Origin of the sequence: Pseudomonas sp. PAMC 25886, from assembly GCF_000242655.1 — a bacterium.
Lineage (GTDB): Bacteria > Pseudomonadota > Gammaproteobacteria > Pseudomonadales > Pseudomonadaceae > Aquipseudomonas.
This window is the reverse complement of sequence record NZ_AHHC01000033.1, coordinates 50,451-76,075: the sequence shown is the minus strand read 5'-3', so window position 1 is coordinate 76,075 and position 25,625 is coordinate 50,451. Positions and strand designations below refer to the sequence as shown.

The following is a 25,625-nucleotide window of genomic DNA, read 5'->3' as shown; positions in this document are numbered from 1 at the left end:
AGATGTCCCAATCTTCAATGAGCGGATAGGATAGGAAAAGTTGAATTTCATAACGATGAGATTCAGTTTTTCTGAATAAGGATTGACCCATGCGCGAAATCAGCCTCGACCGCCTGCGCACGTTGGTGGCGATTGCCGACCTCGGTTCCTTCGCCGAAGCGGCGCGCGTGTTGAACCTGGCGCCCCCCACGGTCAGCTTGCACATTGCCGACCTGGAAGCCCGGGTAGGCGGGCAGTTATTGTCGCGTACCCGTGGGCGCGTGCAGCCTTCGGCGATTGGCGAAACCCTGGTGGAGCGCGCGCGTCGATTGTTGGCGGATGCGGAACAGGCGCTGGAGGACGTGGAGCGCCAGGTGCAAGGCCTGGCCGGGCGTGTGCGCCTGGGCGCGTCCACCGGGGCCATCGCCCAGTTGCTGCCGCAAGCCCTGGAGACCTTGAGCCAGCACCATCCCGCCATCGATGTGCAGGTCGCGGTGCTCACCTCCCAGGACACCTTGAAGAAGCTCGCCGAGGGTGCTTTGGAGATCGGCCTGGTGGCGCTGCCGCAGGCACCGGTGAAGGGCTTGCGCATCGAGCCCTGGCGGCGCGACCCGGTCATGGCTTTTTTACCGGCGCGCCGGGAATGCCCGGAGGTGGTAACACCCGCCTGGCTGGCTACCCAGCCGTTGATCCTGAATGACAACACCACCCGGCTTTCGCGCCTGACCGCCGAGTGGTTTGCCAGTGAAGGATTGCAGCCCACACCGCGCATTCAACTGAACTACAACGATGCGATCAAAAGCCTGGTGGCCGCCGGTTATGGCGCGACGTTGTTGCCCCATGAAGCGTCCACCCCGTTGACCGACAGCCGGATTGTGATGCGGCCATTGCAGCCGTTGTTGTGGCGCCAACTGGGGATTGCTCACCGTGCCGGGGACATCGAGCGGCCGACGCAGCATGTGCTGGAGGTGTTGTGGGGGTTGAGTGCCGGTCACACGGATTGACAGGACCCGACTGTGGAGTTTTATTTCTATGAGCGTGATGCCAAATTAGTGGCGACTTCCCGATTCCCCTTCTAAGCCCTTTACCGACTCAACTATGGATGGGTCGGTACGATGGAGTTTTATTCTGCTAAGGGTTCTAGCGACAACGAAGGACAGGGTTTCACAGCAATTCCGAGTTTCCACAGTACAACGGTGGGCTCTCCCGGCAATCAAGGCTTCCTGATTTGGCGACAGACCATCGAACTCCTGTTTGATGCAACCGCTCTCGAACCTCATGATTTTTCAGCCTCAATGACGGTTTACCATTTCAACCGCTTTCTGTTTTGCAGTGGTCGCCTGGATGGCGCCCGCTACTGTCGGGACCGGGCACGATTGAAATGGTGCGACCTCGATCACTACCTGCTTCATCTGCCCTTGCACAAAGGCCTGGTGTGCGGCGACGGTTTGCGGGTGCGCCGGCTGGATGTGGTGGTGCTTGATCTGTCGCAACCGGCGGGTTTTTCCATGGCGCAGGGCGAGGGCGTGAGCCTCTTGATTCCGCGTACGGCGTTGTCGCCCTTGCTGTATGACACGGGGCAACTGCATGGGCTGGTGCTGCGCCGGGAGAGTGCGTCCGGCGTGCTGTTGGCCCAACTCTTATCATCACTGATGGTCGTCGCGCCGAGGCTTTCGCTGGATGAAGCGCTCAGGCTCACCTTGCCCATGCTCGGCATGGTTGCGGCGTGCCTGGGCAGGGACGTGGCCCGCACTGCCGCTGCGCCACGCTCCGGCCCCGCCCATCTAGGCCGCAGGGTACGCCTTTACATCGAGCAGAATCTGCAGCGCGAAGACCTCACCCCCGGCGCGCTTGCCAAGGAGCTGGGTGTTTCGCGCAGTCAGCTCTATCGGGAGTTCGAAAAATTTGGCGGTGTGCGCCACTACCTCCTCCAACGTCGCCTGCGCCGCTGCTTGTTCGCGCTGTGCGACCCGGGTAACGCCACCCGGCGCATATCTGACCTCGCCTACGACCACGGCTTCGCCGATGAAGCGCATTTCAGCCGGCTGTTTCGCAAGGCCTTCGGTCTGTCGCCACGGGCTGCCAAAACCGCCATGCAGCGCGGCGATCTGCCGGATTTTTCTCCCTTGGTGCCACACGCTGGCGACGTGCCCGGGCTCGCGAAGTGGGTCCGGGAATTGATCAGCAGCTGAATCCGCCAGAGGCCGTTTAACCGAACGGCCTTTTTTTGGGACGCGCATCCAGGTTTTCGGGACGCACGTTCACAGACAGCACCGGGACTCCGGGCCTAACCTCGACTCACCAACTAACCCATCAGCAAGTGGCGTTGCCAGGCACAGCACGCTGCATTGGCACTGACATCTGACAAGGAGTGTCTCACGTGGCGAACCAATCTCTGCACCTTCTCATCCAGAGCATCGCCGGTGCCGTCGCCGAGGCGCAGGACAAGATCCAGCGTTTCCAGGTGTCCACGGTGCGCCAGTATTTCGATGAAGATAACCGGCCGGTCAGTATCGAGGTCCGGTTGCCATCCACTTCCCCCGGCGCACTGGAAGGTGAGGAACGCGTGGTCTCCGTGCCGCTGCTTTCCCTCGTAGGCTCGCGACTGCTCGCCGTGAAGGACATGGAAATCTCCTTCGAGGTTGGCCTCAACGCGGATGAGAGTGGCGCACTGAGCCCCGTGCAAAGCGAAGCGCCTGACTCAGGCGATGCCGATTCCCCATGGCCGACTGAATCCCATAAGCCTTTGAGCGTCGATCTTGGCGCTCGCCGTAATGGGGAAGGCGGGCCACTCGCGCGCGTCACCCTCAGAGTCGAAACCCAACCCTCGTCCGAGGGGATGGCTCGGCTGGTTCAAAACCTCGATAAATTGATCTGAGTACAAATGGAGATGACTTATGCCTAACTTCTCGATGGGTGACCAATTCCGCGGCCTTCCCATGGGTGACTTGATCGGCGGTCCCCTGACCGCCGCTTGCGATGCCCAAGTACGCCTGGCCAATGCCACCGCTGATTTCATCAAGGTGATTGGCTTTCTGCCGCCCGCGACCGACGACGATCCCAACGCGGTCGGTGGCGTGCGAACAGTGATGTTCCGTTTCGATCGGCCTTCACAGGCCAACCCGGGCACGGGCGGGCTCAACCCGATGGAAACGGTGGAGCTGGAAGTGCCGCTTCTGGCCGTGGTGAAGGTGCCGAACTTGTCCATTAACAAGGTCGACATCAGCTTCGACATGGAGGTTAAAAACTCCGAGCAATCCCGCGAGTCCAGCGACTCCGCAGCGGCGTTGTCGGCCGAGGCGAAGATTGGCTGGGGCCCGTTCAGCGCCAAGGTGAACATCTCGGGCTCGGTGTCTTCTCACAAGGAAAACACCCGATCAAGCGACCAGTCGGCCAAGTATCACGTCGAGGTGCATGCCAGTGACGACGGCATGCCTGAAGGCCTGGCCCGGGTGCTCGACATGATCGCCCAGTCCGTCGCGCCCAAGGCGATCACCCAGGCGCCAGCGTAAGCCGGCATCGTTAGTGCTTAACAGCCAGCGGCTATAGGGGATTAACCCGGCGCTGGTCGTCAGGCTTTTCCGGAAAGGAGACCCATGATGTTCGACCTGACGGACGTGGGATACGTAAAGCGCATCGTGGTCGGCAGTACCGATCCGGAAAAGCTGACTCCCGAAGCGGTGGTGCAGGCACAAGCCGCGCTGCTCAATCGCTGCCTGACCGAAACCCCCAAGGGGCGGATTGTCGGCATCGAAAAGAATTTCACGCTGCTCAATATTGGCGAGCACCAGGTGGTGTTGCAGGCACTTATCTACCACCTGGGTTTTGCCCGCAAGCCGTATTGGCTGCCCGATGACGAAGGGCAGTCGTGATGACCCGCCTGGAGGAGTTTATCCGGGCATTGGGCGGCGAAATGCACCTGGCGCAGGTGGCCTCCAGTCGATTGTGGCCGGGTACTTACGTGGCAGGCATGGAGGTGGTTGTGGCCGCCACGGTGGAGCGGGTTGCATCCGGGGCGCTGGCGCTGCGGATCGGGCGTGCACCGCGGGGCAAGGCAACCGCTCATGAACTGTGTATCGAGGTGCCGGGCGATGCGGCTGAAGCGATCACCGTTCGCCTCGATGGCAATCTGCTTGGACGCTATGGAGGGCGTGACGATGACGAAGCGCACTGACCGCTCGATGTTGTTGACCCTGTCTGAACAGGAGGCGAAGACGCTGCGAGAGATCATCAAGCCAAACGTCGAGCCGCCATCGGACATGTCGATGCGCAAGCGCGTGTTATGCGGGTTGGGTGTTGCCTTCCTGTGCGCGGTGGCAGTGCTCGGGATGCTCAGGCCCGATCTGGCGATGGCGATTGTGCAGCTGGCGAGTCGTTTGCTGGCGTTGTGGTTCTAGACAGTCACTTAACAAGGAGAGTCAAAATGAAAAAAACAGCATCCCTGTTCGCTGGCGCGATGTTGCTGGCAGTCATCCTGCCGGCTTCTGCCGATGAACAATTGGCGGGGACCATCCTCGACGGTAACAACTATGTTCGAGTTGCCCTGACGCTCCCCAGCGCCACACCGTCTGCCCCGGCTGGAGATCTGCGCGTTGCAGGCAGCTGGGCGTGCAATCTCACGCTCAATTTCGTCACGACGGATGAGCAGAAAGTAGATCTCTACGCCTTGGGGGGGCCGGCAAAGGGCCGTTGTGCGCCACTGGAAAATGGTTATCTGCACAGACGCGCCGCTGGCAGTGCTGTCGTCATTGAGTTGTTTAAACGTGGCGAAGAGAGCCCCCTCTACACCGTCAAGCTCGATCCCCCGGGCAAGTAACGACAACGCCCGCTTCCTGAGTTTCACCTTCAGAACACACTGACGCAAGGCACGTTCCCCGTCGCCTGACGGGAAACGTGTGCCTGCAGCAAGGAGCAAACCATGTGCATTAGCAATACAGTCGGCGACAGCGGCAAGAATATTCCGGCAGATGTACGCAGCCTTCAGTTTCTGCTCAACCTCAACAGCGGCCAACATGGCCTGGTCTGCAACCTCGCCACCGATGGGGCGTGGGGGAGCGGCTCCCGTGGGGCGCTGAAGACTTTCCAGCAAGGTGCAGGGGTTACTCCGGGGGCTCTGGTAGCACCGTGTGACCAGACAATGGCGGCGCTGCGCAAGGGGCTGCCATCAGGCCTGACGGTGGAAAAGTTGCGCATCATCATGACCACCGCCAGCGCCTTGCGCGTTGCCGAGTTTTTCCAGCCGATTGTCGATGTGCTCAATCGCTACAAGATCAATACGCCGCTGCGCATTGCACATTTCCTGGCGCAGATCGCCCACGAAAGTGGCTGCCTGGTTTACACCGAAGAAATCGCTTCGGGTGCTGCTTACGAAGGGCGCAAAGACCTTGGCAATACGAAGCCAGGCGATGGAAAGCTGTTCAAGGGCAGGGGCCTGATCCAGCTCACGGGCCGTGCCAACTATCGCCAGTACGGCCTGGCCTGCCACCGGGATTTCGAGGGCACTGATGCGCCTGGGCTGGTGGGCACAGACCCCGACCTGTCGGTAGACGTTGCGGGCTGGTTCTGGTCCAGCAGGAACCTCAACGACCAGGCCGATGCCGACAATGTGAAGGAGGTCACGCGACTCATCAACGGCGGCGCCAATGGCCTTGCCGAGCGGATGGCCTATCTCGAGCGAGCCAAATGGCTGCTGATGAATTGAGCGTATTTTTACGGCTTTCCTGCGCTGCGAGGCGCGGGAGAAGGGCGCAACCGCGCCATCCCCTTTAAAAGGGGAATAGATGTGAACGCAACCTCTCTCAATGTTCGCAACCTCATGCAAGGAGCAAGACCATGAGCACAACCCTGCTTTGCTGGTGCCGTGATGACAGCCAGCTAACCGCCGCCGCGCGTAATTTTCGCGCTGACTATCGCTACAGCGGCTGCCGCCGCGCCGCCCTGCCGCAGACACTCGGGCGCCTGCGCAATGGCGATGTCCTGGTCATCACCGCGCACGGCTCCCCGCAAGCCTTCGGCGAAGAAGGGGTCAACTTCACCGACTTCACCCCTCGTCAGTTCGCCGACGCATTGCTGGCCAACCCGCCGGGAGGGTGGAGCGGCAGCTTGTACTTCGATATCTGTAACGGTTATGCCTTCGCCCAGAACGTACGCCCGCTGATTCGCGCCGGGCTGCCAAACCTGCGCTTGTTCGGATGCGAAGGTGATACCGATATGGCTGTCGACTTGAGCCGTCATCGTGAGGCCACGGCGTAAGCCAACAACCCTGCCGTGTTCCATTGGAACACGGCAGGACCATGGTCCAGGTACCTGGCGATGTTGTACACATCCGGCAAGACGGTTAGCCTTGCGCCCCGATGTCATCAGCCATTTCAAGGAAGGAAGCGCGTGTGAAGGTTTTTCAAGGAGTGATCGGGCTATCGCTATTGAGCTTGCTGTTCGGCTGCAGCACTGGGCCGGTGCAAACGCTGAAGTTCAATGTGCCCCACGGCTTTTACGGCACCTACCTCAAGCAGAAGGTCGGGCATCACGGGCAGTTGACCTGCAACGTGACCACTGAAAAAAACAATCTCGGTGAGGAATGGGTATCTTCGGTCATTCTCGGGGCGGGTGAAGATGATGCCCAGGACAATATCCTGTTTCTCTCCAGCTACCCGCTAGGTACTGACGATCAAAGGGCTTTCCAGCTGCGGCTGTTCAACAAGGCACAGCGGGTCACTGATAGCCTGGTGCTGACCACTGCCGATCACAACGGGGTCTACTCACTGCGCCTGGCTTGGGCCGACGACGGCTCCATCAGCTACCAGGTCGCCAGTGGCGGGACATGGTCCGAAAAGAAAACCGTGACGCAACCCGGCTTTACCGTGCGGCACGTCAGCGTGCAAGCCTCGGGTATGAAGGGCACCGCTGTCTGCGAACTGGGCGGCTGATCGTTGAGAATCTTCGCGTTCATCTTCGCCTTGCTCATCACCACTTCCGCCCAGGCCAAAGACGGTATCTCCTTTGCCGACGATCCGCTGGGTTGGTCATGCCTGAGGTTCTCCACCTTCACCTTGCTGACGTCGGAACTGACGACGCGCCCAGGCAGCTTTCTTTCGGCCAAGAATGACGCGTTGGCGTTTGTAGGGTCCGACGGCGAGATTCGTGGCGCGTATTTCGAACAGGCGCTACTGAGTTTTCGCAGCACGGGCGGTAACGATGATGTCAGTGATGCGCAGTTTGCCGAGGCGGTGGCGGTGATTCAGTGATGCATACGATCAGCCTATGAATACCTTCTTGAATCAGGAATTTACAGAAACCTGAATACCATTGAAATTAGCGGCTTTGAGCCGCCAATCCGGGTTTTCAGGGAGTCTTCACCATGCCATTCACCCACACGCAACTCCCCATGACCGTCGACGGTGTGCCGTTGAACATCGCCACAATCCACCGCGCCGGCAGCCTGGCGCCGATTGTGTTCCTGCATGGCTTTGGCTCGACCAAGGAAGACTACGCCGACATCACCCTGCAGGCGGCTTTCGACGGGCATCCCTTTATTGCCTATGACGCCCCCGGTTGCGGTGAAAGCCAGTGCAGCGACCTGTCGAAAATTTCCATCCCGTTCCTGCTGCAGACCGCCGTGCAGGTGCTTGAGCATTTTGACATCGACCGCTTCCACCTGGTGGGCCACTCCATGGGCGGGCTTACCGCGCTGATGTTGGCGCACCGGTTTCCGGGCCGGGTGCTGAGCTTTGTCGATATCGAAGGCAATATAGGCCCGGAAGACTGCTTCCTCAGCCGGCAGATCGTCGACTACCCGGCAGAGGATCCCGAGGCATTTTTCAGCGCCTTCATCGAGCGCACGCGCCAGGCACCGGCCTACGCCAGCGCGCTGTATTCGGCGAGCCTGCGGCACAAGGTGCGCGCCGGTGCGGTGCGGGGGATTTTCCAGTCGATGGTCGACCTGTCCGACAATGGCGACCTGATGGGCAAGTTCCTCGGCCTGGAATGCCCGCGGATGTTTATGTATGGCGAGCAGAATTCCCATCTGTCGTACCTGGCGCATATCCAGGCCCAGGGCGTGCGACTGGTGCCAATTGCCCAGTGCGGGCACTTCCCGATGTACTCCAACCCGATCGCGATGTGGCAACAGATTGCGGACTTTCAGCGCGGCTGATCTCCATCGCCAGCGATCGGCCAGGCCCGAAAGCACAAGACTTACGCCTCGAAACCCGGATAATGGCGGCCATATTTTGCTCGCTATTCTGGTAATCCCGCATGGAAATCAAGGTCAATTTTCTCGACAACCTTCGACTTGAAGCCAAGTTCGACGACTTCACCGTGGTGGCCGACCAGCCTATTCGCTACAAGGGCGATGGCTCGGCCCCTGGTCCGTTCGATTACTTCCTGGCGTCGTCGGCGTTGTGTGCGGCTTACTTTGTGAAGTTGTACTGCGAAACCCGCAACATCCCCACCGACAACATTCGCCTGTCCCAGAACAACATTGTCGATCCGGAAAACCGCTACAACCAGATCTTCAAGATCCAGGTGGAGTTGCCGGCGGACATCTCCGACAAGGACCGCCAGGGCATCCTGCGGTCCATCGACCGTTGCACCGTGAAAAAAGTGGTGCAGGCCGGGCCGGAGTTTGTGATCGAGGAAGTCGAAAACCTGGATGCCGATGCCCAGGCGTTGTTGATGCCGAGCGCGGCGTCCGATGCGGGCACTTACATCGCGGGCAAGGACCTGCCGCTGGAAACCACCATCGCCAACATGTCGGCCATTCTGGCGGGCCTGGGCATGAAGATCGAAATCGCGTCGTGGCGCAATATCGTGCCCAACGTGTGGTCGCTGCATATCCGCGATGCGCACTCGCCGATGTGCTTTACCAACGGTAAAGGCGCGACCAAAGAGGGCGCGCTGGCGTCGGCGTTGGGCGAGTTTATCGAACGGCTGAACTGCAACTTCTTCTACAACGACCAGTTCTGGGGCGAAGACATCGCCAACGCGGCGTTTGTGCATTACCCGGACGAGCGCTGGTTCAAGCCCGGCCGTAAAGACGAACTGCCGCCGGAAATCCTCGACGCGCACTGCCTGCATATCTACAACCGTGACGGCGAGCTGCGTGGTTCGCACCTGTACGACACCAATTCCGGCAACGAAGAGCGCGGCATTGTTTCGCTGCCGTTCGTGCGCCAGTCCGATGGCGAGGTGGTGTATTTCCCGTCCAACCTGATCGAGAACCTGTACCTCAGCAACGGCATGAGCGCTGGCAACACCCTGGCTGAAGCCCAGGTGCAGTGCCTGTCGGAGATCTTCGAGCGGGCGGTAAAACGCGAAATCATCGAGGGTGAATTCGCGCTGCCGGATGTGCCCCAGGAAGTGCTGGCGAAATTCCCTGGCATCCTGGCCGGTATCCAGGGCCTGGAAGCCCAAGGCTTCCCGGTACTGGTGAAGGATGCGTCGCTGGGCGGTGAATTCCCGGTGATGTGCGTGACCTTGATGAACCCGCGCACCGGCGGTGTATTCGCCTCGTTTGGCGCACACCCGAGCCTGGAAGTGGCGCTGGAGCGTAGCCTGACCGAGCTGCTGCAAGGCCGCAGCTTCGAGGGCCTGAACGACTTGCCGCAGCCGACGTTTGAAGGCCATGCGGTGACCGAGCCGAACAACTTTGTCGAGCACTTCATCGACTCCAGCGGTGTGGTGTCGTGGCGCTTCTTCAGTTCCCGGTCGGATTACGAGTTCGTCGAATGGGACTTCTCCGGTCAGGGTGAAAACTCCAACGCTGAAGAGGCCGCGACGTTGTTCGGCATCCTCGAAGGCATGGGCAAGGAAGTCTACATGGCGGTGTACGAACACCTCGGCGCTACCGCCTGCCGCATTCTGGTGCCGGACTATTCGGAGATCTATCCGATCGACGATCTGATCTGGGACAACACCAACAAGGCGCTGTTTTTCCGCGAAGACATCCTCAACCTGCACCGCCTCGACGAAACCGAGTTGAAGGGCCTGGTTGAGCGTCTGGTGGAAAGTGAGCTGGACGACTACACCGACATCACCACGTTGATCGGCATCGAGTTTGACGACAATACGGCGTGGGGGCAGTTGACCATTCTGGAGCTGAAGCTGCTGATTTATCTGGCCTTGCAGCAGTTCGAAGAGGCCAAGGAACTGGTGGAGATGTTCCAGCAGTACAACGACAACACCGTCGAGCGCGGCTTGTTCTACCAGGCCGTGAATGCGGTGCTGGAGATGGAACTGGACGAAGACCTGGAACTGGCGGACTACGAAGTGAACTTCCGCCGGATGTTCGGCAACGAGCGGATGGACGCGGCGATCGGGTCGGTGAACGGCAGTGTGCGGTTCTACGGGTTGACGCCGACGAGCATGAAGCTGGAAGGGCTGGATCGGCACCTGCGGTTGATTGACAGCTACAAGAAGCTGCATTCGGCGCGGGCCAATACTGCGCGCTGACCTGCTAGTGAAGATCCCCTGTAGGAGCTGGCTTGCCGGCGATGCAGGCACCTCGGTGTATCAGGTACACCCGTTGATGCCATCGCCGGCAAGCCGGCTCCTACAGGGTTAAGCGTTTACAACGTCCAACCCAACCCCAGCGCCTTGTGCAACGACGCAAAGTCCTTGAGCAGCGCCGCGTCCCCGGAAATCCGGCTTTCCTGCGCCTGGTACCGCGTACGCTCCGCGTCCAGCCAGTCCAGCGTACTCGCCGTGCCTGCTTTATAACGCTGGCGCGTCAGGTCCGCAGCCCGCACCGCCGACGATTCCACATTCCTCAGCAACACCACGTTCTGCCGCTGGTTGCCATACCGGGCCAATGCCACATCCGCGTCACGCAACGCACTCAGCACCACGCTTTTGTAATGGGCCAGGGCCTCGTCGCGCCCGGCTTCCGCGCCTTTGACGCTGGCCGCCACCCGGCCGAAATCCAGTGCGTTCCAGGTCAGCCGCGGCAACAACAGCCAGGTGCCGCTGTCCTTGCGCGCGAGGTGCCCGGGATCGGCCGCCGAGAATGAGAGGTCGCCCATCAGGCTGAGTTTGGGAAACCAGTCGGCGGTCTTCTCGCCGATCTGCGCGTTGCTGGACGCCAGTTGGCGCTCGGCCACGCGGATATCCGGGCGGGCTTTCAATATGGCTGCCGGGTCGGCAAATGGCACCTGGCTCGGGATAGCGGGCAGGGCGCGGGGCGTATTGAGGCTCGCATCCAGCTCGCCCGGCTCCAGGCCGCACAGCAAATTGAGTTGATCCACGGCTTCGACAATGGAGGCTTGCAGCGGCAGCCGCTGGGCACGGGTGTTTTCCGCCTGGGTCAGTACCTGTTCCAGTTGCAACTGCGAGGCCACGCCACGGCTGCGCCGCTGCTGGGTCAGGTCCAGCGCCTGCTGCTCAATGTCGACACTGGCGTCCACCAGCGCCAGTCGCGCCTGTTGGTCGCGCAGGTCGGCATAGGTCTGTACCACCTCGGCGGCCAGTTGCACCTGGGCATCGGCCAACTGCGCCTGTGACGCGTCGTTTTCCGCCTGCGCCGCCTCGATCGCACGGCGGGTGCCGCCAAACAGGTCGGCTTCCCAGCTGGCATCGAAGCCGGCGAGGTAAAGACTCAGTGGCCCGCGTCCGCCGCCACTGCTGCCACCCAGCGCCGAGGTGTCGGGTGAGCGCAGTTTGAGCATCGCCGCATCGCCGGTGATTTTGGGCATGGCGTTGGCGTTGGCGCCACTCAGGCTGGCGCGTGATTGCTTGAGCCGGGCCTGGGCGGTCGCCATGTCCGGGCTGTTTTGCAGCGCCTGGGCCACCAGTTGGTTGAGTTGCGGGTCGCCCAGGGTTTGCCACCATTGGGCGACACCCGGCGTACTCGACTCGCTGCCGGCGTGAGGCAAGCGTCCGGCCGCCAGGGTTTTTGGCGCGGCATCCGGCGCGCCGTGGTAGTCCGGCCCCACGGTGCAGGCCGCCAGCAGGCCGACGGTGAAGAGCAGGGGAAGAGAGCGATAAATCATGTTCGTTGGCCTGCCTGCGCCGCGCGCTTTTTCAGGATGAAGATCAGGGGAAGGCACGCCAGCATGGCGAGTCCCAGCACGTAGAACGCGTCGTTGTAGGCCATCACCGCCGCTTGCTGGGCGATGTCGTTGGCCAGGTGACTGAGCGACTGCAGCGACGCCGTGGAAGGGTCGCCGGTTTGCGCCAGGTAGCTGGCGGTGTCGCTCGCCATCTGGTCCTGGGTCAGTTGGGTGTTGGCCTGGATGCCTTCGCGCAGCCTGTCGTCATGAAAGTGGCTGCGCCGATCCATCAGTACGCCCAGCAGCGCCAGCCCCAGGGTGCCACCGAGGTTGCGTGACATGTTGTAGAGCCCGGCCGCGTCACCGGCATCTCGCGCCTCCACCGAGCGCATGGACAGTTGGCTGAGGGGCATCATCACCAGGATCTGCCCGAAGCCCCGCAGAATCTGCGACCAGTAGAAATCATGGCCGACACTCTGGGCGGTGAGTTGGGTGTCGAGAAAACAGCTGGCCCAATACATCAACAGACCCACGCCGACCATCATCCGCAGGTCCAGGCGGCCAAGCATTCTCGGCAGGATCGGCATCAGCAGGAACGCCGGGATGCCCGACAGCAGCATGATCGAACCCGACTGCTGCGCGTTATAGCCCGACAGGATGCCGAGGAACTGCGGCACCAGATAGGCCGTGCCGTACAACCCGGCGCCCACGGCCGTGGCAATCAGCAGCACGCTGCCGAAGCTGCGGTTGAGCACCAGTTGCAGGCGCAGGATCGGCGTACTCGACCGGACCTGCCCAACGGCAATCAGGAAGAAACCGACGACCATCGTGATGCTCAGCCAGATGATCAATTGCGAATCAAACCAGTGTTCACGCTGGCCTTCTTCCAGCACCACGGTGAGTGAACTCAGGCCCATCGCCAGCCCGAGGATGCCGAGCCAGTCGGCCTTGATGAACTGTTGAAGGTTCATGCGCTCGCTTGGCAAGCCGGTGATCAGCAGGGTGATCAAGGTAATGCTGACGGGCAGGTTGATAAAGAAACACCAGCGCCAGTTGATGTTTTCCGTGAGCCAGCCACCGATCACCGGGCCCAGCAGCGGGCCGAGAATCACCGTCATGCCGAACATCGTGGTGCCGATTGCCAGCTGGTGAGCGGGCAGGCGGGTACGCACGATGGTCTGGGCGGTCGGGATCATCGCGCCGCCGGCAAAACCCTGGCCGATGCGCCCGGCGATCATCGCGCCGAGGCTTGAAGACAACCCGCAGAACATCGAGAAAAACGTGAACATCAATGCGGTGCCGATCAGGAACCGGCGCAGGCCGAACACCCGGGTCAACCAGGCGGCGAGGGGAATCATCACGATTTCCGACATCAGGTAACCGGTGGCGATCCACGTGCCTTCGGTGCCGGTTGCGCCGATCTGGCCCTGGATTTGCGGAAGCGCCGAGTTGGTGATCGAGATGTCCAGGGTCGCGAGTAACGCGCCGAGCGAGCCGGCGGCGACCGCGATCCAGTCCGTCAGCGAGGCGTTGCGCGGTTTTTCCGCGGGCACCTCGGCCAGGATTGCTTCAGCCATGGTCGGCATCTGCCTTGTGGGTACGGGTGTCGACTTCCACGGTGGCGGACAAGCCGGGCACGAGGGCCTGGCGAATGTCGTCATCCGGCAGGTCCAGGGAAATCCGCACGGGCACCCGCTGCACGATCTTGGTGAAGTTACCGGTGGCGTTCGATGGCGGCAGCAGCGCGAATTGCGCACCGGTGCCGGGTGACAGGCTGTCGATATGGCCTTGTATGTCATGGCCCGGCAGCGCGTCCACGTGCACGGTGACGGTCTGCCCGGCGCGCATCTCGCCGATCTGGGTTTCCTTGTAGTTGGCGGTCAGGTAGATCGCGCTCACCGGCACCACGGTCAGCAGGCGTGTGCCTGGCTGCACGTATTGCCCGACACGCACGCCACGGTCGGCCACGCGGCCGTCGAGGGGGCTGCGGATGACTGCGTCGTCCACATCCAGCTGGCTTTGCGCTTCGCTGGCCTTGGCCACGCCGAGTTGCGCCTGGGCCTGCTTGAGCTGGGCTTCCAGGGTGCCGTAGCGGGTCTGGCTGGAGCGCAACGCCGCCTGCTTGGCGGCCACGGTGCTGCGGGCTTGCGCCAGCTGATTGTTGAGTTGCGCGAGACGTTCTTCCGGTTCGGCCCCGGAACGCGCCAGCGGTGCATAACGCGCGACTTCGGTTTGCGCGTGTTGGGCGTCGGCCTGGGCGCCTTGCAGTTGGGCGCGGGCTTCGGCGATGGTCGAGTCCTGTTGCACGAGGTCGGCCTGGGCCTTGGCAAAGTCGGCCTCGCGGGCGGCAATCGTCGCCGAGGCTTCGTCACTGACTGCCTGGTATTTGCGAGCGTCCAGGCGTACCAGCACGTCGCCGCGCTTGACGTTCTGGTTATCGGCCACCAGTACGTCGGCGACGTAACCGTTGATTTTCGGCGCCACGCTGATGCTGTCGGCTTGCAGATAGGCGTCGTCGGTGGTCTCGATAAAGCGCCCGGTGAGCCACCACCAGGCGCCCCACGCCAGCCCGGCCAACAGCGCCACGCCGGCGAGTGACAGTAGAATCCGTCGGGCTTTGCCACGTTGGCCGTTGACGGGGGTTTCAGGAATGACCTGAGAAGAGGGAGGTGCAGCAGACATCAAGTCACTCCAGTTTTATATCAGTTGGAATAAATTCGTTTTTTCGCGAATTTTTGTCAACTGGTATATTTTGGTTACGTTAAAAAAATGGAGTTGCACATGGCACGACACAAACCAGCCGCCGAAGGGGGTTATCAGCGGGGTGAAGAAACCCGCGCACGTATTGTCGAGGCGGCCGTTGGGGTATTTGGCGAGCGTGGCTACGACGGCGCGTCCACTCGGGACATCGCGAACGCGGCCGGGGTCAATGCACCGGCGATCCAGTATTACTTCGATGGCAAGGAAGGCGTGTACCTGGCGTGCGTGGAGCACTTGATCACGCTGCTGTGGCGAAAAATGGCGCCCACCGTTGAAGCGGCAGAAAGCGCATTGGCCGGTGAGGGCGCTAACGATCAGGCGCTGATCGAAGCCTCATTGGGCATTCTCGGTGCGGTGGTTTCAACGATCCAGGACAGCCCGCAAACCACGGCGTGGCGGGCGTTTCTTGACCGTCACCAGGCGGGACTCTGCCCTGAAAGCGCGACCATGGCGTTCGAGGAACGCTTCAAGGCGCGCATTGCCAATGTCATCCGGCTGCTGATCGCGCGATTGTCGGGCCTTGCCGTCGAGGACGATCGCACGGTGATTCATTCGATGGCGCTGTTCACCCAAGGGCTGGCCTTTCGGGTACAGAAACCCAAGCTGCTCTCGGCCCTGAACTGGACCGAAGTGAACCAGAAGGAAATGGAACTGGTGCGCGACGTGGTGCTGACACAGGCTCGGTTTACCCTGGAAGGGCTGGTCCGGCATCGGGACCGACGCTGACCTCAGCGCTTGCTGAACGCCAGACGGGCCGCAAACAGCACAAAGATCAGGCCGGTGGTGCGGTCCATCCACTGGATCACTTTTTCGCGCCGCAGCACGCCGGCCAGTGGCTGCGTGGCACCGATCAACACCAGCGCCCAGATCAGGCTGATGACCACGTGGATGCTCACCAGCCCGAATGTCCATCCCACCATAGAGTGGCCTTGGGGGATGAACTGCGGCAGGAAAGACACGTAGAAAATCCCGACCTTGGGATTCAGGACGTTGCCCAGCATGCCTTTCAGGAACCAGTTGGCGCCGGGTTTTCCGTCGGCCTCGACAGACGCTAATGAGCGGCGCGGGCGCACCAGCATGTTCAGGCCCAGCCACGCCAGGTAAGCCGCGCCGCAGTACTTCAAGACGTTGAAGGCCACCTCGGACACGGCAATCAGAGCGCCCAGCCCAAAGGCCACTGCCGCGCCCCACAGCAAACAGCCGGCGTTGATGCCCAAGGTGGCGCGCAACGCCTGTTGTTTGCCTTCGACCGTTGCGGTGCGTAACACCAGGGCTGTGTCCAGCCCGGGTGTGAGGGTCAACAGCGTCGCGGCGAAGGTGAAGGCGAGCAGGTTATCGGCGATGGACATGGGCGGGGCACGTCGAAGTGGGTACCCGCCCACGTTAACAGGCCCTCTGTCAGAAACTCCAGCGGGTGCTCAGCATCACGTTGCGCGGGTCACCGTAATACGACGAGTTATAGAAACCGATGTTGGTGTAGTAGGACTTGTCGAACACGTTGTTGACATTGAGGGTGGCCGACAGTTGGTCGGTGATCTGGTAGCGCGCCATCACGTCCACCAGCCACAACGGATCCTGGGAAAACTTTTCCTTGATGCCATTGTGTTCGAGGATCTTCCAGCCCGTGCCCTGCCAGCGCACGCCGCTGCCGAGGGTCAGCTTGTCCAGCGGCCCCGTGAGCTTATAGGTGGTGTAGAGGTTGACCTGATCCTCCGGTTCCCAGGTGGAGAGTTTGTCGCCCGCCTGATCACGCATGATCTTGTGGGTGTAGCCCGCCGCCAGTTGCCAGCCCGGCGCCACTTCCCCGGTGATCTCCGCTTCATAGCCCTTCGTCTTGGCCTTGACGCCCTTGGACGCGTAGTCAAGCCCCGGGTAGCTGTTGGCGACATAGTCCAGATCGTCCACCGGCTTGTTTTCCTCATGCACCTCGAAGTAGGCAAGGCTGGCGTTCAGGCCCCCGTCGAAGAACTCACCCTTGAGGCCGATCTCGTAGTTCTTGCCTTCGTCCGGCTTGAGCGGCTTGTCGTTGCGATCCCGGTAGTCGTCCTGGGGCAGGTAGATTTCGGTATAGCTGGCATAGGCCGAGAAATTATCGTTGAGGTCGTACACCACGCCGGCGTAGGGCACGACTTTGCCGGTGTCCTTGATCTGGCTGGTGCCGCTGACTTCGTAGTTGTTGACGCGGGCACCGAGCAGCACGGTCAGGTCGTCCGCCAGGCTGAAACGGCCGGTGGCGTAGTTGGCGCTCTGGCGGGTGGTTTCATCGTTGCGTTTGGTCTGCGGGCCCCAATCCGGTTCGGGCGCATCACCGTCCCAGCCAAAGTAGTCGTAGCTGTTGTTGAGGTTGGTGGCGTTGGTGTAGTCACGGCCCAGCCAGCGCGAGCGCGATACCGAGGTGCCCAGCACCAGTTGGTGTTCGCGGCCAAACAGGCTGAAGGGCCCGCTGGCATACAGGTCGCCGGTATCGCTGGTGGTCTCGCCGGTGTACTTGCGCGTCAGCATCTGCGCCTTGCCGGTGACGGCGTCAGGGTCGAGCAAGGCGGCCAGTGGCGCGTGGTAGCCGTTGATCTGATGATTGTATTGGCCTTTGACCATCCAGCCATTGTCGAAGTTATGTTCCAGGGTCGAGAACACGGTGCGGGTGTACTGCTCCCAGCTGCTGAACTTGGCCCCGTTGTTGAACGAGCGGGAGTTGCTGATGGGTTCGCCCTTGGAATTGAACAGCGAGGCGCTGCCTGACCAACTGGAGCCCTGCGGATCACTGTCCTGATAATCGGCGCCGACGGTCAGCAAGGTATTCGGTGCCAGGTCGAACTCCAGAATCCCGTAGTAGACACTCGTCTGGCGCTGGTAGTGGTCGATAAACGAGTGCTTGTCCTGATACGCCGCGACGGCGCGCCCGCGCACATTGCCGGTCTCGGTCAGGGGCCCGCTGACATCGATTTCCGAGCGGTAGTTGTCCCATGAGCCCGCACCCAGGTCCACGTAGCCCTTGAACTCGGCGGTGGGCTTCTTGCGCACCATGTTGATGGTGCCGCCGGGGCCGCCGGCGCCGGTCAACAATCCCGTGGCACCCTTGAGCACTTCCACCCGGTCGTAGATGACGGTATCGGTGAGGGTATGGCCGGAGGAGTATTGCGCATCCTGGAGAATCGGAATGCCGTCGTACTGGAAGTTCTGGATCGCGAAACCACGGGAATAGTAGCTGGTGCGGTCGCTGTCATAGGTTGCCACGGTGATGCCCGGGGTATGGCGCATCACGTCGTCGATGGACTTGAGGCCGAAGTCGTCCATGGCCTGGCGCGTTACCACGGAAATCGACTGCGGCGTCTCCCGGGGTGTCAGCACCAGGCGCGTGGCGGTGGCGATAGTGCCCGGCGTGTAGGAGCCGGAGCCTTCGGTAACGGTGCCGAGCTGGTTGCTGACCACGTGGGTGGCGCCCAACTCCAGGGCACCAGTGGCCGGCAATGCCTCGAGCATCACCGCATTTTCGCCGTGCTGCTCAACCCGCAGGCGTGTACCGGCCAGCAGTTTGGCCAAGGCCTGGCGCGTGGTCATGGTGCCGTTGATGGCAGGGGACTCGATGCCGGCGGCGAGGTCCGAGGAGTAGACGATCTGCAGGCCGCTTTGCTCGCTCAACTGATCCAGCGCGTTGGCCAGGGACTGCCGGGGGATGGCCAGCGCGTAGGTTTTCGACGGGTCGTTTGCGGCGGGCGTGGTGTTGGGTTCCGCCGCTGTTGCCTGCGCGCATGCCAGGAAAACCGCGAGCGCCAGCGCGCTGCGAGCGTACGTCGAGTGGAGAGTTGGAAAGTACATACGAGCCCCGTAACGAATAGGAATTGTTTGCAATAACAAATCCCTGACGGGTTGAGACTTTGAAACCCGTAAAACTTTTTTCATAAAACGCCACGGGCTTTCCGGCTTAGTGGATGACCAGCACTTTTCCGGGTAGTTGGGTGACGTGGGTCGCGGCGACCTTGCTCAATGCCTGGACGATGGCCAACGGATCATCCAGCCGGTAATTGCCGCTGACCCGAACCTTTGCCGCCTCGGCGTCGAGCAGCCAGATCGGGGCAGGGTAGTAGCGTTTGAGGGTGTCGAGCACTTCGGCCAGCGGCGCGTCCTGAAACGATAGGCGCCCGTTGACCCAGGCCATTTGCCGCTCTGCACCTTCGGTGTGGGCGTCCTGCAGATGATCCTGCCTGAGTTGCTGCCAGCTACCCGCCAGCAACAAGTTTTGCTTGCCGCGGGTGTCGGCAACGTTGACCCGGCCTTCACGCACCGCCACGGTGACGTCCTGATCGTTCAGCGCCACACTGAATTGAGTGCCGACGACGGTGACTTTGGCACCTGCACTTTCAACAATCATCGGGCGAGATGCGTCATGGAACGCCTCGATAAACACCTCGCCGCGCAACAGGCGGATCTGTCGCTGCGGCCCCTTCATGTGAGTGCTGATGGCGCTGTCGCTGCCGAGGACGATCTGCGAGCCGTCCTCCAGGGTCAGGCGCTGGACCTCGGCAACCGAGGTCATGTGGTCGGCGCGCAAGCGCATGGGCACATCGGCGATCCAGCCGCCGGTCAGCATGATCAATAGCGAGGCAGCCACCGCGAAAAGCCGCGCCCGCCGGCGTTTGGCAGGCGGGCGCTCCGGGATGTCCAGGCCTGTCTCAAGATTACGCAGGGCTTGTTCGAAGGCGAGGTCGTTCCACATCGTTTCGAGGGCTTGATACGCCTGTGCATGATCATTGGATGCGTTACGCCATTGCTCGAACTGATGGCGCAGCAACGGATTGCCGGCCACTTCATCGCGTCGGGCAAACCAGTCGATGGCCTGTTGGCGCGCCGCTTCACGTGAATCAGTCATCGCACGCCTGCTCCTGAGTGGCTCTGGTACAGGCATCAAGCGCACTGCGCAGGTCTTTTTCGACGGTACTCAAGGATACGTCCAGTTGCTGTGCAATCTGCGCTTTGGAAAAGCCCCGCAGTTTATCGAGGATCAATATTTGCTGCTGGCGCTTGGGCAGGGTCGCAAGCACCTGCTCGAAGCGCTTGAGTTGCTGCTGGCTTTGCGCATGGTTGTCCGGACCCGGGGCGGATGTAGGTATCTGCGCGAGGTAGCTTTCATCCGCGACCTGGCACTCGAAGCGCCGCTTGCTGCGCTGGCTGCGCAAGTGATCAAACGCCAGGTACTGCGCGGTCTGGTACAGGAACGGACGGATATGTTCGATGGGCCTGGCGCTCAGGGCCTTGGCCACCTTGAGGTAGGTGTCCTGGGCGAGGTCTTCGGCCAGGCTGGCGCAGCCGGTGACTCGGGCGAGCATGCGAACCAGTGCAGGGCGCTGGCCGATAAATAGCGCGCTCAGTTTGTGCTGACTGTCCCCGTTATCCATAACGCCCCACACCGTCCTATGCGCGAAAGCTGGGCATTATAATGAGATTAAATATCATTACCAGCATGGTTTGGGTCTGAAAGAGTACCGCTGTTTCCTGGGTGGTTAGCCGTCAGGATGATACGTAAAGCCATCACCCCGCCAAGGAGCACCGGGTAGTCATACCATTCGAATGGCTGCCATAGCCTGAAGGTTTAGCCGCGCATTCATTACACACCTGCTTTCCCTCCTCGGCCGTGCCAGAATATGGCGCTTAGCCACTTAGGGATCTCAAGGATGAAAACGCTGTGTGCTGCGCTGTTGTTGATGGTTGTGTCCGGCCTTGCCCAGGCCGATGACGTCAAAATCGGATTCCAGGAAATCGTGATTCCCGATGCTGAGCACGGCAGGCCGTTGCAGGTGGCGGTGTGGTACCCGACCCATGCCGCCGGCACGCCGCAACTGATCGCCGACAATCCGGTTTTTGTCGGTGCGCCGGCCTTGAAAGACGCCGCGCCTGCCGCCGGCGAGCATCCGTTGGTGGTGATTTCCCACGGTATCTTCGGTAACTGGATCAACCAGTCGTGGCTCGCCAGTGCGTTGGCCGGGCAGGGTTATATCGTCGCCTCGCCCAACCACCCCGGCACCACCAGCAAGGACCGCACGCAGCCCGCCGCCTCCGAGCTCTGGAAGCGGCCCCTCGATATCCATCGGGTGATTGATGCCGTGATCGCCCAGCCCAAGCGCTTTGGCGCGGTGGCCCCGCACAAGATCGCCGTAGTGGGGCACTCGCTCGGTGGCTGGACCGCACTGGAAGTCGGCGGTGCCCGTTTTGATCCGCAGCGCTTTACCGAGGACTGCAAGGTGCATTCCGAGATTGCGCCGTGCAAGGCGTATGAACTGATCGAGGCCGGCCGTACCGAGCAGGCAAAGCAACGCCTGGCCGAGGACGTGAGCGACCCGCGCGTGGCGGCCATTGTTTCCCTGGACCTGGGCTTCGCCCGTGGCTTCAGCGACGACAGCCTCGCGGCGCTGCATCGGCCCACGCTGGTGATTGCGGCGGGCACGCCGTCGCCGGAATTACCGGCAAAACTGGAGTCGGCTGACCTGGCCAAACGCCTGCCGCAGAAGACTTCACGCTACGTGGAAATCAGCGACGCCACCCACTTCACTTTCCTGCCCATCTGCAAGCCCGGCGCGGTGGAGCGGATTGAACAGAGCGACCCCGGCGAAGGCTTCATCTGCCTGGATGCCAAGGGCGCTCGTCCCAAACCGCAGATCCAGCAGCAGGTACTCACGTTGATCAGTGAGTTTTTGCAGCAGTCCCTGCACTAGCCGTCAGATGTCCTTGGACAACACCAGGTTCGCGCCCTTGCGGCTCAGAAACCACAGGTAGGCCAGCCCGATGACTACCCAGGCAATCCCGAGTTTCTGTGCCTGCAAACCCATGTTGAACATGATCGCGAAGGTGATGACAAACCCCAGCACTGGCGTGATCAGGTGCCGCCACACATTGCGCGACTTCATGCGCCGCCAGAAGTAGTTGATCACCGTGATGTGCAGGATCATGAAGCCGCTCAGGGCACCGAAGTTCACCAGCGAGGTGAGGGTGTCCACGGTGTCGATGAAGAAGTAGCAGATGATCAGCGACAGCACGCCCACCAGGTAAATGCTCAGGTACGGCGTGCTGTATTTCGGGTGGACCCGGGCCAAAATCCCCGGCAGCTTGCCATCCCGGGCCATGCCGAACAGCAACCGCGAGACCGCGGCCTGTGAGGTGATGGACACCGCCACACCCCACGCCAACGCCGTGGCAATCGCCGTCAGTGACGCCAGCCAGTTGCCTCCGGCGATCGCGGCGATTTCATAAAACGCCGAGTCGGCGGAGCTGAAACCCATGCCCGCCGCCAGGTCGGTGGCCAGCCAGGTTTGCGCCACAAAGATCGCGCCCATCACCAGCAAACTGATCAGCGCCGCCCGGCCCACGCTGCGCCCGGCATCGCCCTTGGTTTCTTCCGCCAGGGTGGAAATCGCATCAAAGCCCAGGAACGACAGCACCGCGATTGAAACGCCCTGCATCAGCAACCCCACGTTGAATCCGCCGGGGTTATACAGCGGCGCGAGCGTCAGGTGGCCATTGCCGGCGCCACCGTGCAGGGCCTTCCAGGCACACACCAGGAAAATCCCCAGCACCACCAGTTGCGCCAGCAGGAAGACGATGTTCATGCGTGCGGTGAACGTCATGCCGCGCAGGTTGACCAGCGTGGCGCTGATCAGGAACGCCAGGATAAACACCGTTTTTGGAATCTCGGGGTACAAGTGGTTCAGCGCAATCGCCGCGTAGATGTACAGCAGCGGCGGAATCAGCAAGTAGTCGAGCAACAGCAACCAGCCGGCAATAAAACCGACACCGGGATTCAACCCGCGCTGGGCATAGGAATACACCGAGCCCGCAATCGGAAACGCCCGCGCCATGCTGCCGTAGCTCAAGGCGGTGAACAGCATCGCGACCATGCCGATGATGTAGGCCAGCGGCACCATGCCGGGCGCCTCGCTGTTCACGTAGCCATACACACCGAAGGGCGCGATGGGGATCATGAAGATCATCCCGTAGATCACCAGATCCGTGAGGGACAAGCTGCGCTTCAATTCTTGTTTATAGCCAAACTCTTCAATTGCCATGATGGGGTACTTCCGTATGAAGTAAGGCGAATGCGCAGCCGCCAAAGCGGCCGAACATGTTCTTGAACCCGGCAGGTTAAAAGACGCCCAGGCGGTTTTTTTATAGTTGTAAGACCGGTCCAGCCAACAGCAGCAGTTACAGCAGGGGGGCCAAATAGTCGGTCCATGACTCAAGTGCTTCGGGTGTGCGCAGCAAGTCGTTGCGCACCTCAAGCAGTGCCGCGTCGATGCCGCGCCGGTCGCCATGGAACGGCACCGTCATGTCGCCCAGCACATCGATTTCATAAGGTTGATTGGCCGCGACGTTCAGGCCGTGAGCGGCCAGGCCATCGAGCATGCCTTGGGCGTAGGTGGCGGCCCGGGCATACAACACACCGGCTTCCAGGCGGCGTGGCTGGCCGTGGTACACCGGGGTGAAGCTGTGAACCGCGACGATGCGCACTTCGCGGCCCGCGGCCAGGCGCGCGTCGATCAGTTCATCCAGGCGCTGGTGAAAGGGCGTGAACAAGGTCTGCTGGCGGTACCGGCGAACGCTCTCGGGCAGCTCCCGGTTGCCCGGTACGTCGTAGATCTCACTGCGCGGCGGAATGCTGTCCGGGGCTTCCAGCGGGCGGTTGAGGTCGATCAAAAGCCGCGAATAGGCCGCCGAGATCAACGTTGCACCGAGGGCTTTTGACAGCCGCTCCGCCAGCTTCAGCGCGCCGATGTCCCAGGCGATGTGTTCCTTTGCCGCCTCGGGGCTCAACCCCAGGGCATTCAACTGATCCGGGATATAGGAGCTGGCGTGTTCGCACACCAGAATCACCGGGTGTTCGGAATCTTCTCGGCTGACCCGGTACACGGGCTTCTTGTACAGGCCGTGTTCGGCGGTTTCAGTAGAGGCGGGCATAGTGATCACACAATTCGGCAGGCGTCAGTTTCTCGGTGGAGTTGAGCTCTTCGGCTTTCAGCGCGAAGTAGGCCTCCATCATCAAGGGCGGCAGTTGTTCCAGCAGTTGCGGGTTATTGCGCAGACTGGCCAGTGCATCGGCGAGGGTGCCGGGCAGGGCGCGGATGTTGCGTGCCTGGCGTTGTGCTTCGCTCATGGCCTCCGGGTCTTCATCGGAGGAACTGTCCAGCGTGAGCTTTTGCTGGATGCCGAGCCGGCCGGCGATCAGCACGGTGGCCATGCTCAGGTGCGGCGAGGCGGTTGCATCCAGCGGACGGAATTCCAGGTTGTATTGCTTGGCCGGGGACTTGCCGCCGAGGGTGATCGTCGGGCAGATCCGCAGTGACGCTTCGCGATTGCGCTGGCCGAGGTTGGCGTAGGACGCACTCCAGTGATGAGGCTTCAGACGCAGATAGGAAATCGGCGTGGGCGCACTGAAGGCGCATAACGCCGGCAGGAATTTCAACACGCCTGCGGCCCATTGCCGGCCTGTTTCGGACAGCCCGTTGCTGCTTTGCGCGTCGTACATCACCGCATTGCCGGCCGGGTCCTGCAGGCTGATATGCAGGTGCACACCGTTGCTCACACCGTCGGCTTCCAGCTTGGGCGAGAAGCTGATATCCAGGCCCATCTGCCGGGCGATTTCCCGGGTGATCTCCCGCACATTCACCGCACGATCCGCAGCGGCCACACCCTGAGTGGGGCGGCAGGTGACTTCGTATTGCGCCTTGCCGTATTCGGGCAAAAACATCTCCGGTTCGACGCCGGCAGCTTTCAGCGCGCTTAACAACCAGCCACCAAATGACGCGGCGTGATGCTGGGCCGAAAGCGAGAAGGCGTGGTGAGCGTTACCCGGGTCTTTGTAGCCCAGGTTGAACTCGTGCTCGAACGCCGCCGTGACTTCAAGCCCCAGCTCGTCGCGATACCGCTGGATCTCGTTACGCAGCAATGTGCGTGGGCAGGCGGCCCAGGGCTGGCCATCGGTCTCGCAAATATCGGCGTGAATAAAGTCCAGCGCGGGTGCCGTGGCGTCCGGTCCGTTGGGCACCTGCACGCGGGTAGTCATGTCGGGGATCAGGCGCAAATCGCCGCAGGAGCCCCATGGATTATTCTCGGCCACCCGGTCTTGCGGCGTCAGTGCGCTGTTGGCCGGCACCCAGCCCACACCGGCCTGCTGATAACTCTCAAGCTCGTCAGCGGGAAACGAGCGTCCGCGCGTCACGCCAATCAGGTCGGTGGTGACGATGGTGGTCATGGGCGTTGGCTGGATCAGGCTCACGGGCGCCACTCCTGCAAACGGTTGATCACGGTTTGAGTGTCGGTGATCCAGCAATAACCCTTGATCGCTTCCAGGCAAGCGTGATGACGCTCCGGGGTGTAGGTCGCGCAGGCGTCTTCAATCAACGTCACCAGATAGCCCCGGTCCGCCGCGTCACGCACCGCCATGTCGACGCATTGGTCGGTGACGATGCCGGCGATGATCAGGTGCCGGGTTTCCAGGTTGCGCAGCACGTAGTCGATGTTGGTGGAGTTGAAGACTCCGGACGACGTCTTGGGCAACACGATTTCATTCTCCACCGGCGTCAGTTCGTCAATCACGCCGGCCTGATAGCTGCCCTTGGGCAGATGCATGTCCGACAGCTTGTGATCAAGCGAGCGATCACGGCCATCCGCCGTCAGGCTTTCGATGATGGTGTGCAGCACGTTCTGTTTGGCTTCACGCACCGCATTCAACAGCTTGACCTGATTGGGAATTACCGTGTCCCGGGCGCGGTTCAGGAAGTACGCCGCCTGCGGTCCATGCAAGTGCGGGTCGAGCGCCGGATCGAGCCAGGCGCGTTGCATGTCCACCAGCAGCAAGGCGGTAGTGTCCCGCGTGAAGGGAATGTCGCGGGGCGAATGATGGGGGAGCGTGAACAT

27 protein-coding genes are annotated in these 25,625 nt (G+C 61.5%); 16 read left to right on the top strand and 11 right to left on the bottom strand.

Features of this window, described 5'->3' with window-relative positions:
* The first annotated feature begins 89 nt into the window (after window positions 1-89).
* The 14 genes from MUM_RS0110710 (at window position 90) to MUM_RS0110645 (ending at window position 10,428) form a co-directional block, all read left to right on the top strand.
* On the top strand, window positions 90-983 hold the full coding sequence (locus MUM_RS0110710; protein WP_010169712.1) for a LysR family transcriptional regulator: 894 nt from the start codon (window positions 90-92) through the stop codon (window positions 981-983).
* A 111-nt stretch (window positions 984-1,094) separates the two neighbouring features.
* On the top strand, window positions 1,095-2,171 hold the full coding sequence (locus MUM_RS0110705; RefSeq protein WP_238535526.1) for a helix-turn-helix domain-containing protein: 1,077 nt from the start codon (window positions 1,095-1,097) through the stop codon (window positions 2,169-2,171).
* Between the two features lie 188 nt (window positions 2,172-2,359).
* Window positions 2,360-2,857, top strand: coding sequence for a DUF2589 domain-containing protein (locus tag MUM_RS0110700; RefSeq protein ID WP_008436324.1), 498 nt, complete (start codon window positions 2,360-2,362; stop codon window positions 2,855-2,857).
* A 19-nt stretch (window positions 2,858-2,876) separates the two neighbouring features.
* A complete protein-coding gene (locus tag MUM_RS0110695; protein ID WP_010169710.1) occupies window positions 2,877-3,491 on the top strand; it encodes a DUF2589 domain-containing protein in 615 nt (204 codons plus the stop codon).
* A gap of 87 nt (window positions 3,492-3,578) precedes the next feature.
* Window positions 3,579-3,851: a hypothetical protein gene (locus MUM_RS0110690; RefSeq protein ID WP_008436326.1), complete on the top strand. Its 273-nt coding sequence runs from the start codon at window positions 3,579-3,581 to the stop codon at window positions 3,849-3,851.
* Entirely contained in the window at window positions 3,851-4,153 is a 303-nt protein-coding gene (locus tag MUM_RS0110685; RefSeq protein WP_010169709.1) for a hypothetical protein, read from the top strand. Before MUM_RS0110690 ends, MUM_RS0110685 begins: the two co-directional genes overlap by 1 nt.
* Window positions 4,137-4,376, top strand: coding sequence for a hypothetical protein (locus tag MUM_RS0110680; RefSeq protein ID WP_010169708.1), 240 nt, complete (start codon window positions 4,137-4,139; stop codon window positions 4,374-4,376). Before MUM_RS0110685 ends, MUM_RS0110680 begins: the two co-directional genes overlap by 17 nt.
* Before the next feature lie 26 nt (window positions 4,377-4,402).
* Window positions 4,403-4,795, top strand: coding sequence for a hypothetical protein (locus MUM_RS0110675; RefSeq protein WP_010169707.1), 393 nt, complete (start codon window positions 4,403-4,405; stop codon window positions 4,793-4,795).
* 102 nt (window positions 4,796-4,897) lie between these two features.
* Window positions 4,898-5,680: a glycoside hydrolase family 19 protein gene (locus MUM_RS0110670; protein ID WP_010169706.1), complete on the top strand. Its 783-nt coding sequence runs from the start codon at window positions 4,898-4,900 to the stop codon at window positions 5,678-5,680.
* 131 nt (window positions 5,681-5,811) lie between these two features.
* The gene (locus tag MUM_RS0110665) at window positions 5,812-6,231 is read left to right on the top strand and encodes a hypothetical protein (protein ID WP_010169705.1); all 420 of its coding nucleotides are present in this window, start codon (window positions 5,812-5,814) and stop codon (window positions 6,229-6,231) included.
* Window positions 6,232-6,365: 134 nt separating this feature from the next.
* Window positions 6,366-6,905 (top strand): hypothetical protein, encoded by a 540-nt coding sequence (locus MUM_RS0110660; protein ID WP_238535525.1) that lies wholly within the window; start codon window positions 6,366-6,368, stop codon window positions 6,903-6,905.
* A gap of 3 nt (window positions 6,906-6,908) precedes the next feature.
* Window positions 6,909-7,223 (top strand): DUF2388 domain-containing protein, encoded by a 315-nt coding sequence (locus MUM_RS0110655; protein ID WP_010169703.1) that lies wholly within the window; start codon window positions 6,909-6,911, stop codon window positions 7,221-7,223.
* Window positions 7,224-7,336: 113 nt separating this feature from the next.
* Window positions 7,337-8,131 (top strand): alpha/beta fold hydrolase, encoded by a 795-nt coding sequence (locus tag MUM_RS0110650; protein ID WP_010169702.1) that lies wholly within the window; start codon window positions 7,337-7,339, stop codon window positions 8,129-8,131.
* Window positions 8,132-8,232: 101 nt separating this feature from the next.
* Complete coding sequence (locus MUM_RS0110645; protein ID WP_010169701.1) at window positions 8,233-10,428, top strand: OsmC domain/YcaO domain-containing protein; 2,196 nt, start codon at window positions 8,233-8,235, stop codon at window positions 10,426-10,428.
* 116 nt (window positions 10,429-10,544) lie between these two features.
* On the opposite strand, the gene MUM_RS0110640 is transcribed toward MUM_RS0110645, so the two are convergent.
* The 3 genes from MUM_RS0110640 to MUM_RS0110630 are packed head-to-tail and all read right to left on the bottom strand — an operon-like array spanning window position 10,545 to window position 14,645.
* The gene (locus MUM_RS0110640) at window positions 10,545-11,963 is read right to left on the bottom strand and encodes an efflux transporter outer membrane subunit (protein WP_010169700.1); all 1,419 of its coding nucleotides are present in this window, start codon (window positions 11,961-11,963) and stop codon (window positions 10,545-10,547) included.
* Window positions 11,960-13,540, bottom strand: coding sequence for a DHA2 family efflux MFS transporter permease subunit (locus tag MUM_RS0110635; RefSeq protein WP_010169699.1), 1,581 nt, complete (start codon window positions 13,538-13,540; stop codon window positions 11,960-11,962). Before MUM_RS0110635 ends, MUM_RS0110640 begins: the two co-directional genes overlap by 4 nt.
* Window positions 13,533-14,645, bottom strand: a complete 1,113-nt coding sequence (locus tag MUM_RS0110630; RefSeq protein WP_029615842.1) for an HlyD family secretion protein — start codon at window positions 14,643-14,645, stop codon at window positions 13,533-13,535. Before MUM_RS0110630 ends, MUM_RS0110635 begins: the two co-directional genes overlap by 8 nt.
* A gap of 99 nt (window positions 14,646-14,744) precedes the next feature.
* On the opposite strand from MUM_RS0110630, the gene MUM_RS0110625 reads away from it, so the two are divergent.
* A complete protein-coding gene (locus MUM_RS0110625) occupies window positions 14,745-15,449 on the top strand; it encodes a CerR family C-terminal domain-containing protein (protein ID WP_010169697.1) in 705 nt (234 codons plus the stop codon).
* A gap of 2 nt (window positions 15,450-15,451) precedes the next feature.
* Here MUM_RS0110625 and MUM_RS0110620 read toward each other — a convergent pair whose 3' ends face one another.
* From MUM_RS0110620 to MUM_RS0110605, 4 genes are all read right to left on the bottom strand, one after another.
* A complete protein-coding gene (locus MUM_RS0110620) occupies window positions 15,452-16,072 on the bottom strand; it encodes a LysE family translocator (protein ID WP_010169696.1) in 621 nt (206 codons plus the stop codon).
* Window positions 16,073-16,121: 49 nt separating this feature from the next.
* The gene (locus MUM_RS0110615) at window positions 16,122-18,539 is read right to left on the bottom strand and encodes a TonB-dependent siderophore receptor (RefSeq protein ID WP_010169695.1); all 2,418 of its coding nucleotides are present in this window, start codon (window positions 18,537-18,539) and stop codon (window positions 16,122-16,124) included.
* Window positions 18,540-18,645: 106 nt separating this feature from the next.
* Window positions 18,646-19,590, bottom strand: coding sequence for a FecR family protein (locus tag MUM_RS0110610; RefSeq protein ID WP_010169694.1), 945 nt, complete (start codon window positions 19,588-19,590; stop codon window positions 18,646-18,648).
* Window positions 19,583-20,116: an RNA polymerase sigma factor gene (locus tag MUM_RS0110605; RefSeq protein ID WP_010169693.1), complete on the bottom strand. Its 534-nt coding sequence runs from the start codon at window positions 20,114-20,116 to the stop codon at window positions 19,583-19,585. Before MUM_RS0110605 ends, MUM_RS0110610 begins: the two co-directional genes overlap by 8 nt.
* A gap of 276 nt (window positions 20,117-20,392) precedes the next feature.
* Between MUM_RS0110605 and MUM_RS0110600 the strand changes: the two genes are divergently transcribed.
* Window positions 20,393-21,430, top strand: a complete 1,038-nt coding sequence (locus tag MUM_RS0110600; RefSeq protein ID WP_010169692.1) for an alpha/beta hydrolase family protein — start codon at window positions 20,393-20,395, stop codon at window positions 21,428-21,430.
* A gap of 3 nt (window positions 21,431-21,433) precedes the next feature.
* On the opposite strand, the gene MUM_RS0110595 is transcribed toward MUM_RS0110600, so the two are convergent.
* The 4 genes from MUM_RS0110595 to MUM_RS0110580 all read right to left on the bottom strand — a co-directional run bounded on the left by MUM_RS0110595 (window position 21,434) and on the right by MUM_RS0110580 (window position 25,625).
* The gene (locus tag MUM_RS0110595; RefSeq protein ID WP_010169691.1) at window positions 21,434-22,777 is read right to left on the bottom strand and encodes an APC family permease; all 1,344 of its coding nucleotides are present in this window, start codon (window positions 22,775-22,777) and stop codon (window positions 21,434-21,436) included.
* A 136-nt stretch (window positions 22,778-22,913) separates the two neighbouring features.
* Window positions 22,914-23,666, bottom strand: coding sequence for an N-formylglutamate amidohydrolase (locus MUM_RS0110590; RefSeq protein ID WP_010169690.1), 753 nt, complete (start codon window positions 23,664-23,666; stop codon window positions 22,914-22,916).
* Window positions 23,650-24,984, bottom strand: a complete 1,335-nt coding sequence (locus tag MUM_RS0110585) for a glutamine synthetase family protein (RefSeq protein WP_010169689.1) — start codon at window positions 24,982-24,984, stop codon at window positions 23,650-23,652. Before MUM_RS0110585 ends, MUM_RS0110590 begins: the two co-directional genes overlap by 17 nt.
* Window positions 24,981-25,625 carry an isochorismatase family cysteine hydrolase gene (locus MUM_RS0110580; protein ID WP_010169688.1) on the bottom strand — a complete coding sequence of 215 codons (645 nt, stop codon included), beginning with the start codon at window positions 25,623-25,625 and terminating at the stop codon, window positions 24,981-24,983. The genes MUM_RS0110585 and MUM_RS0110580 overlap by 4 nt, the downstream gene beginning before the upstream one ends.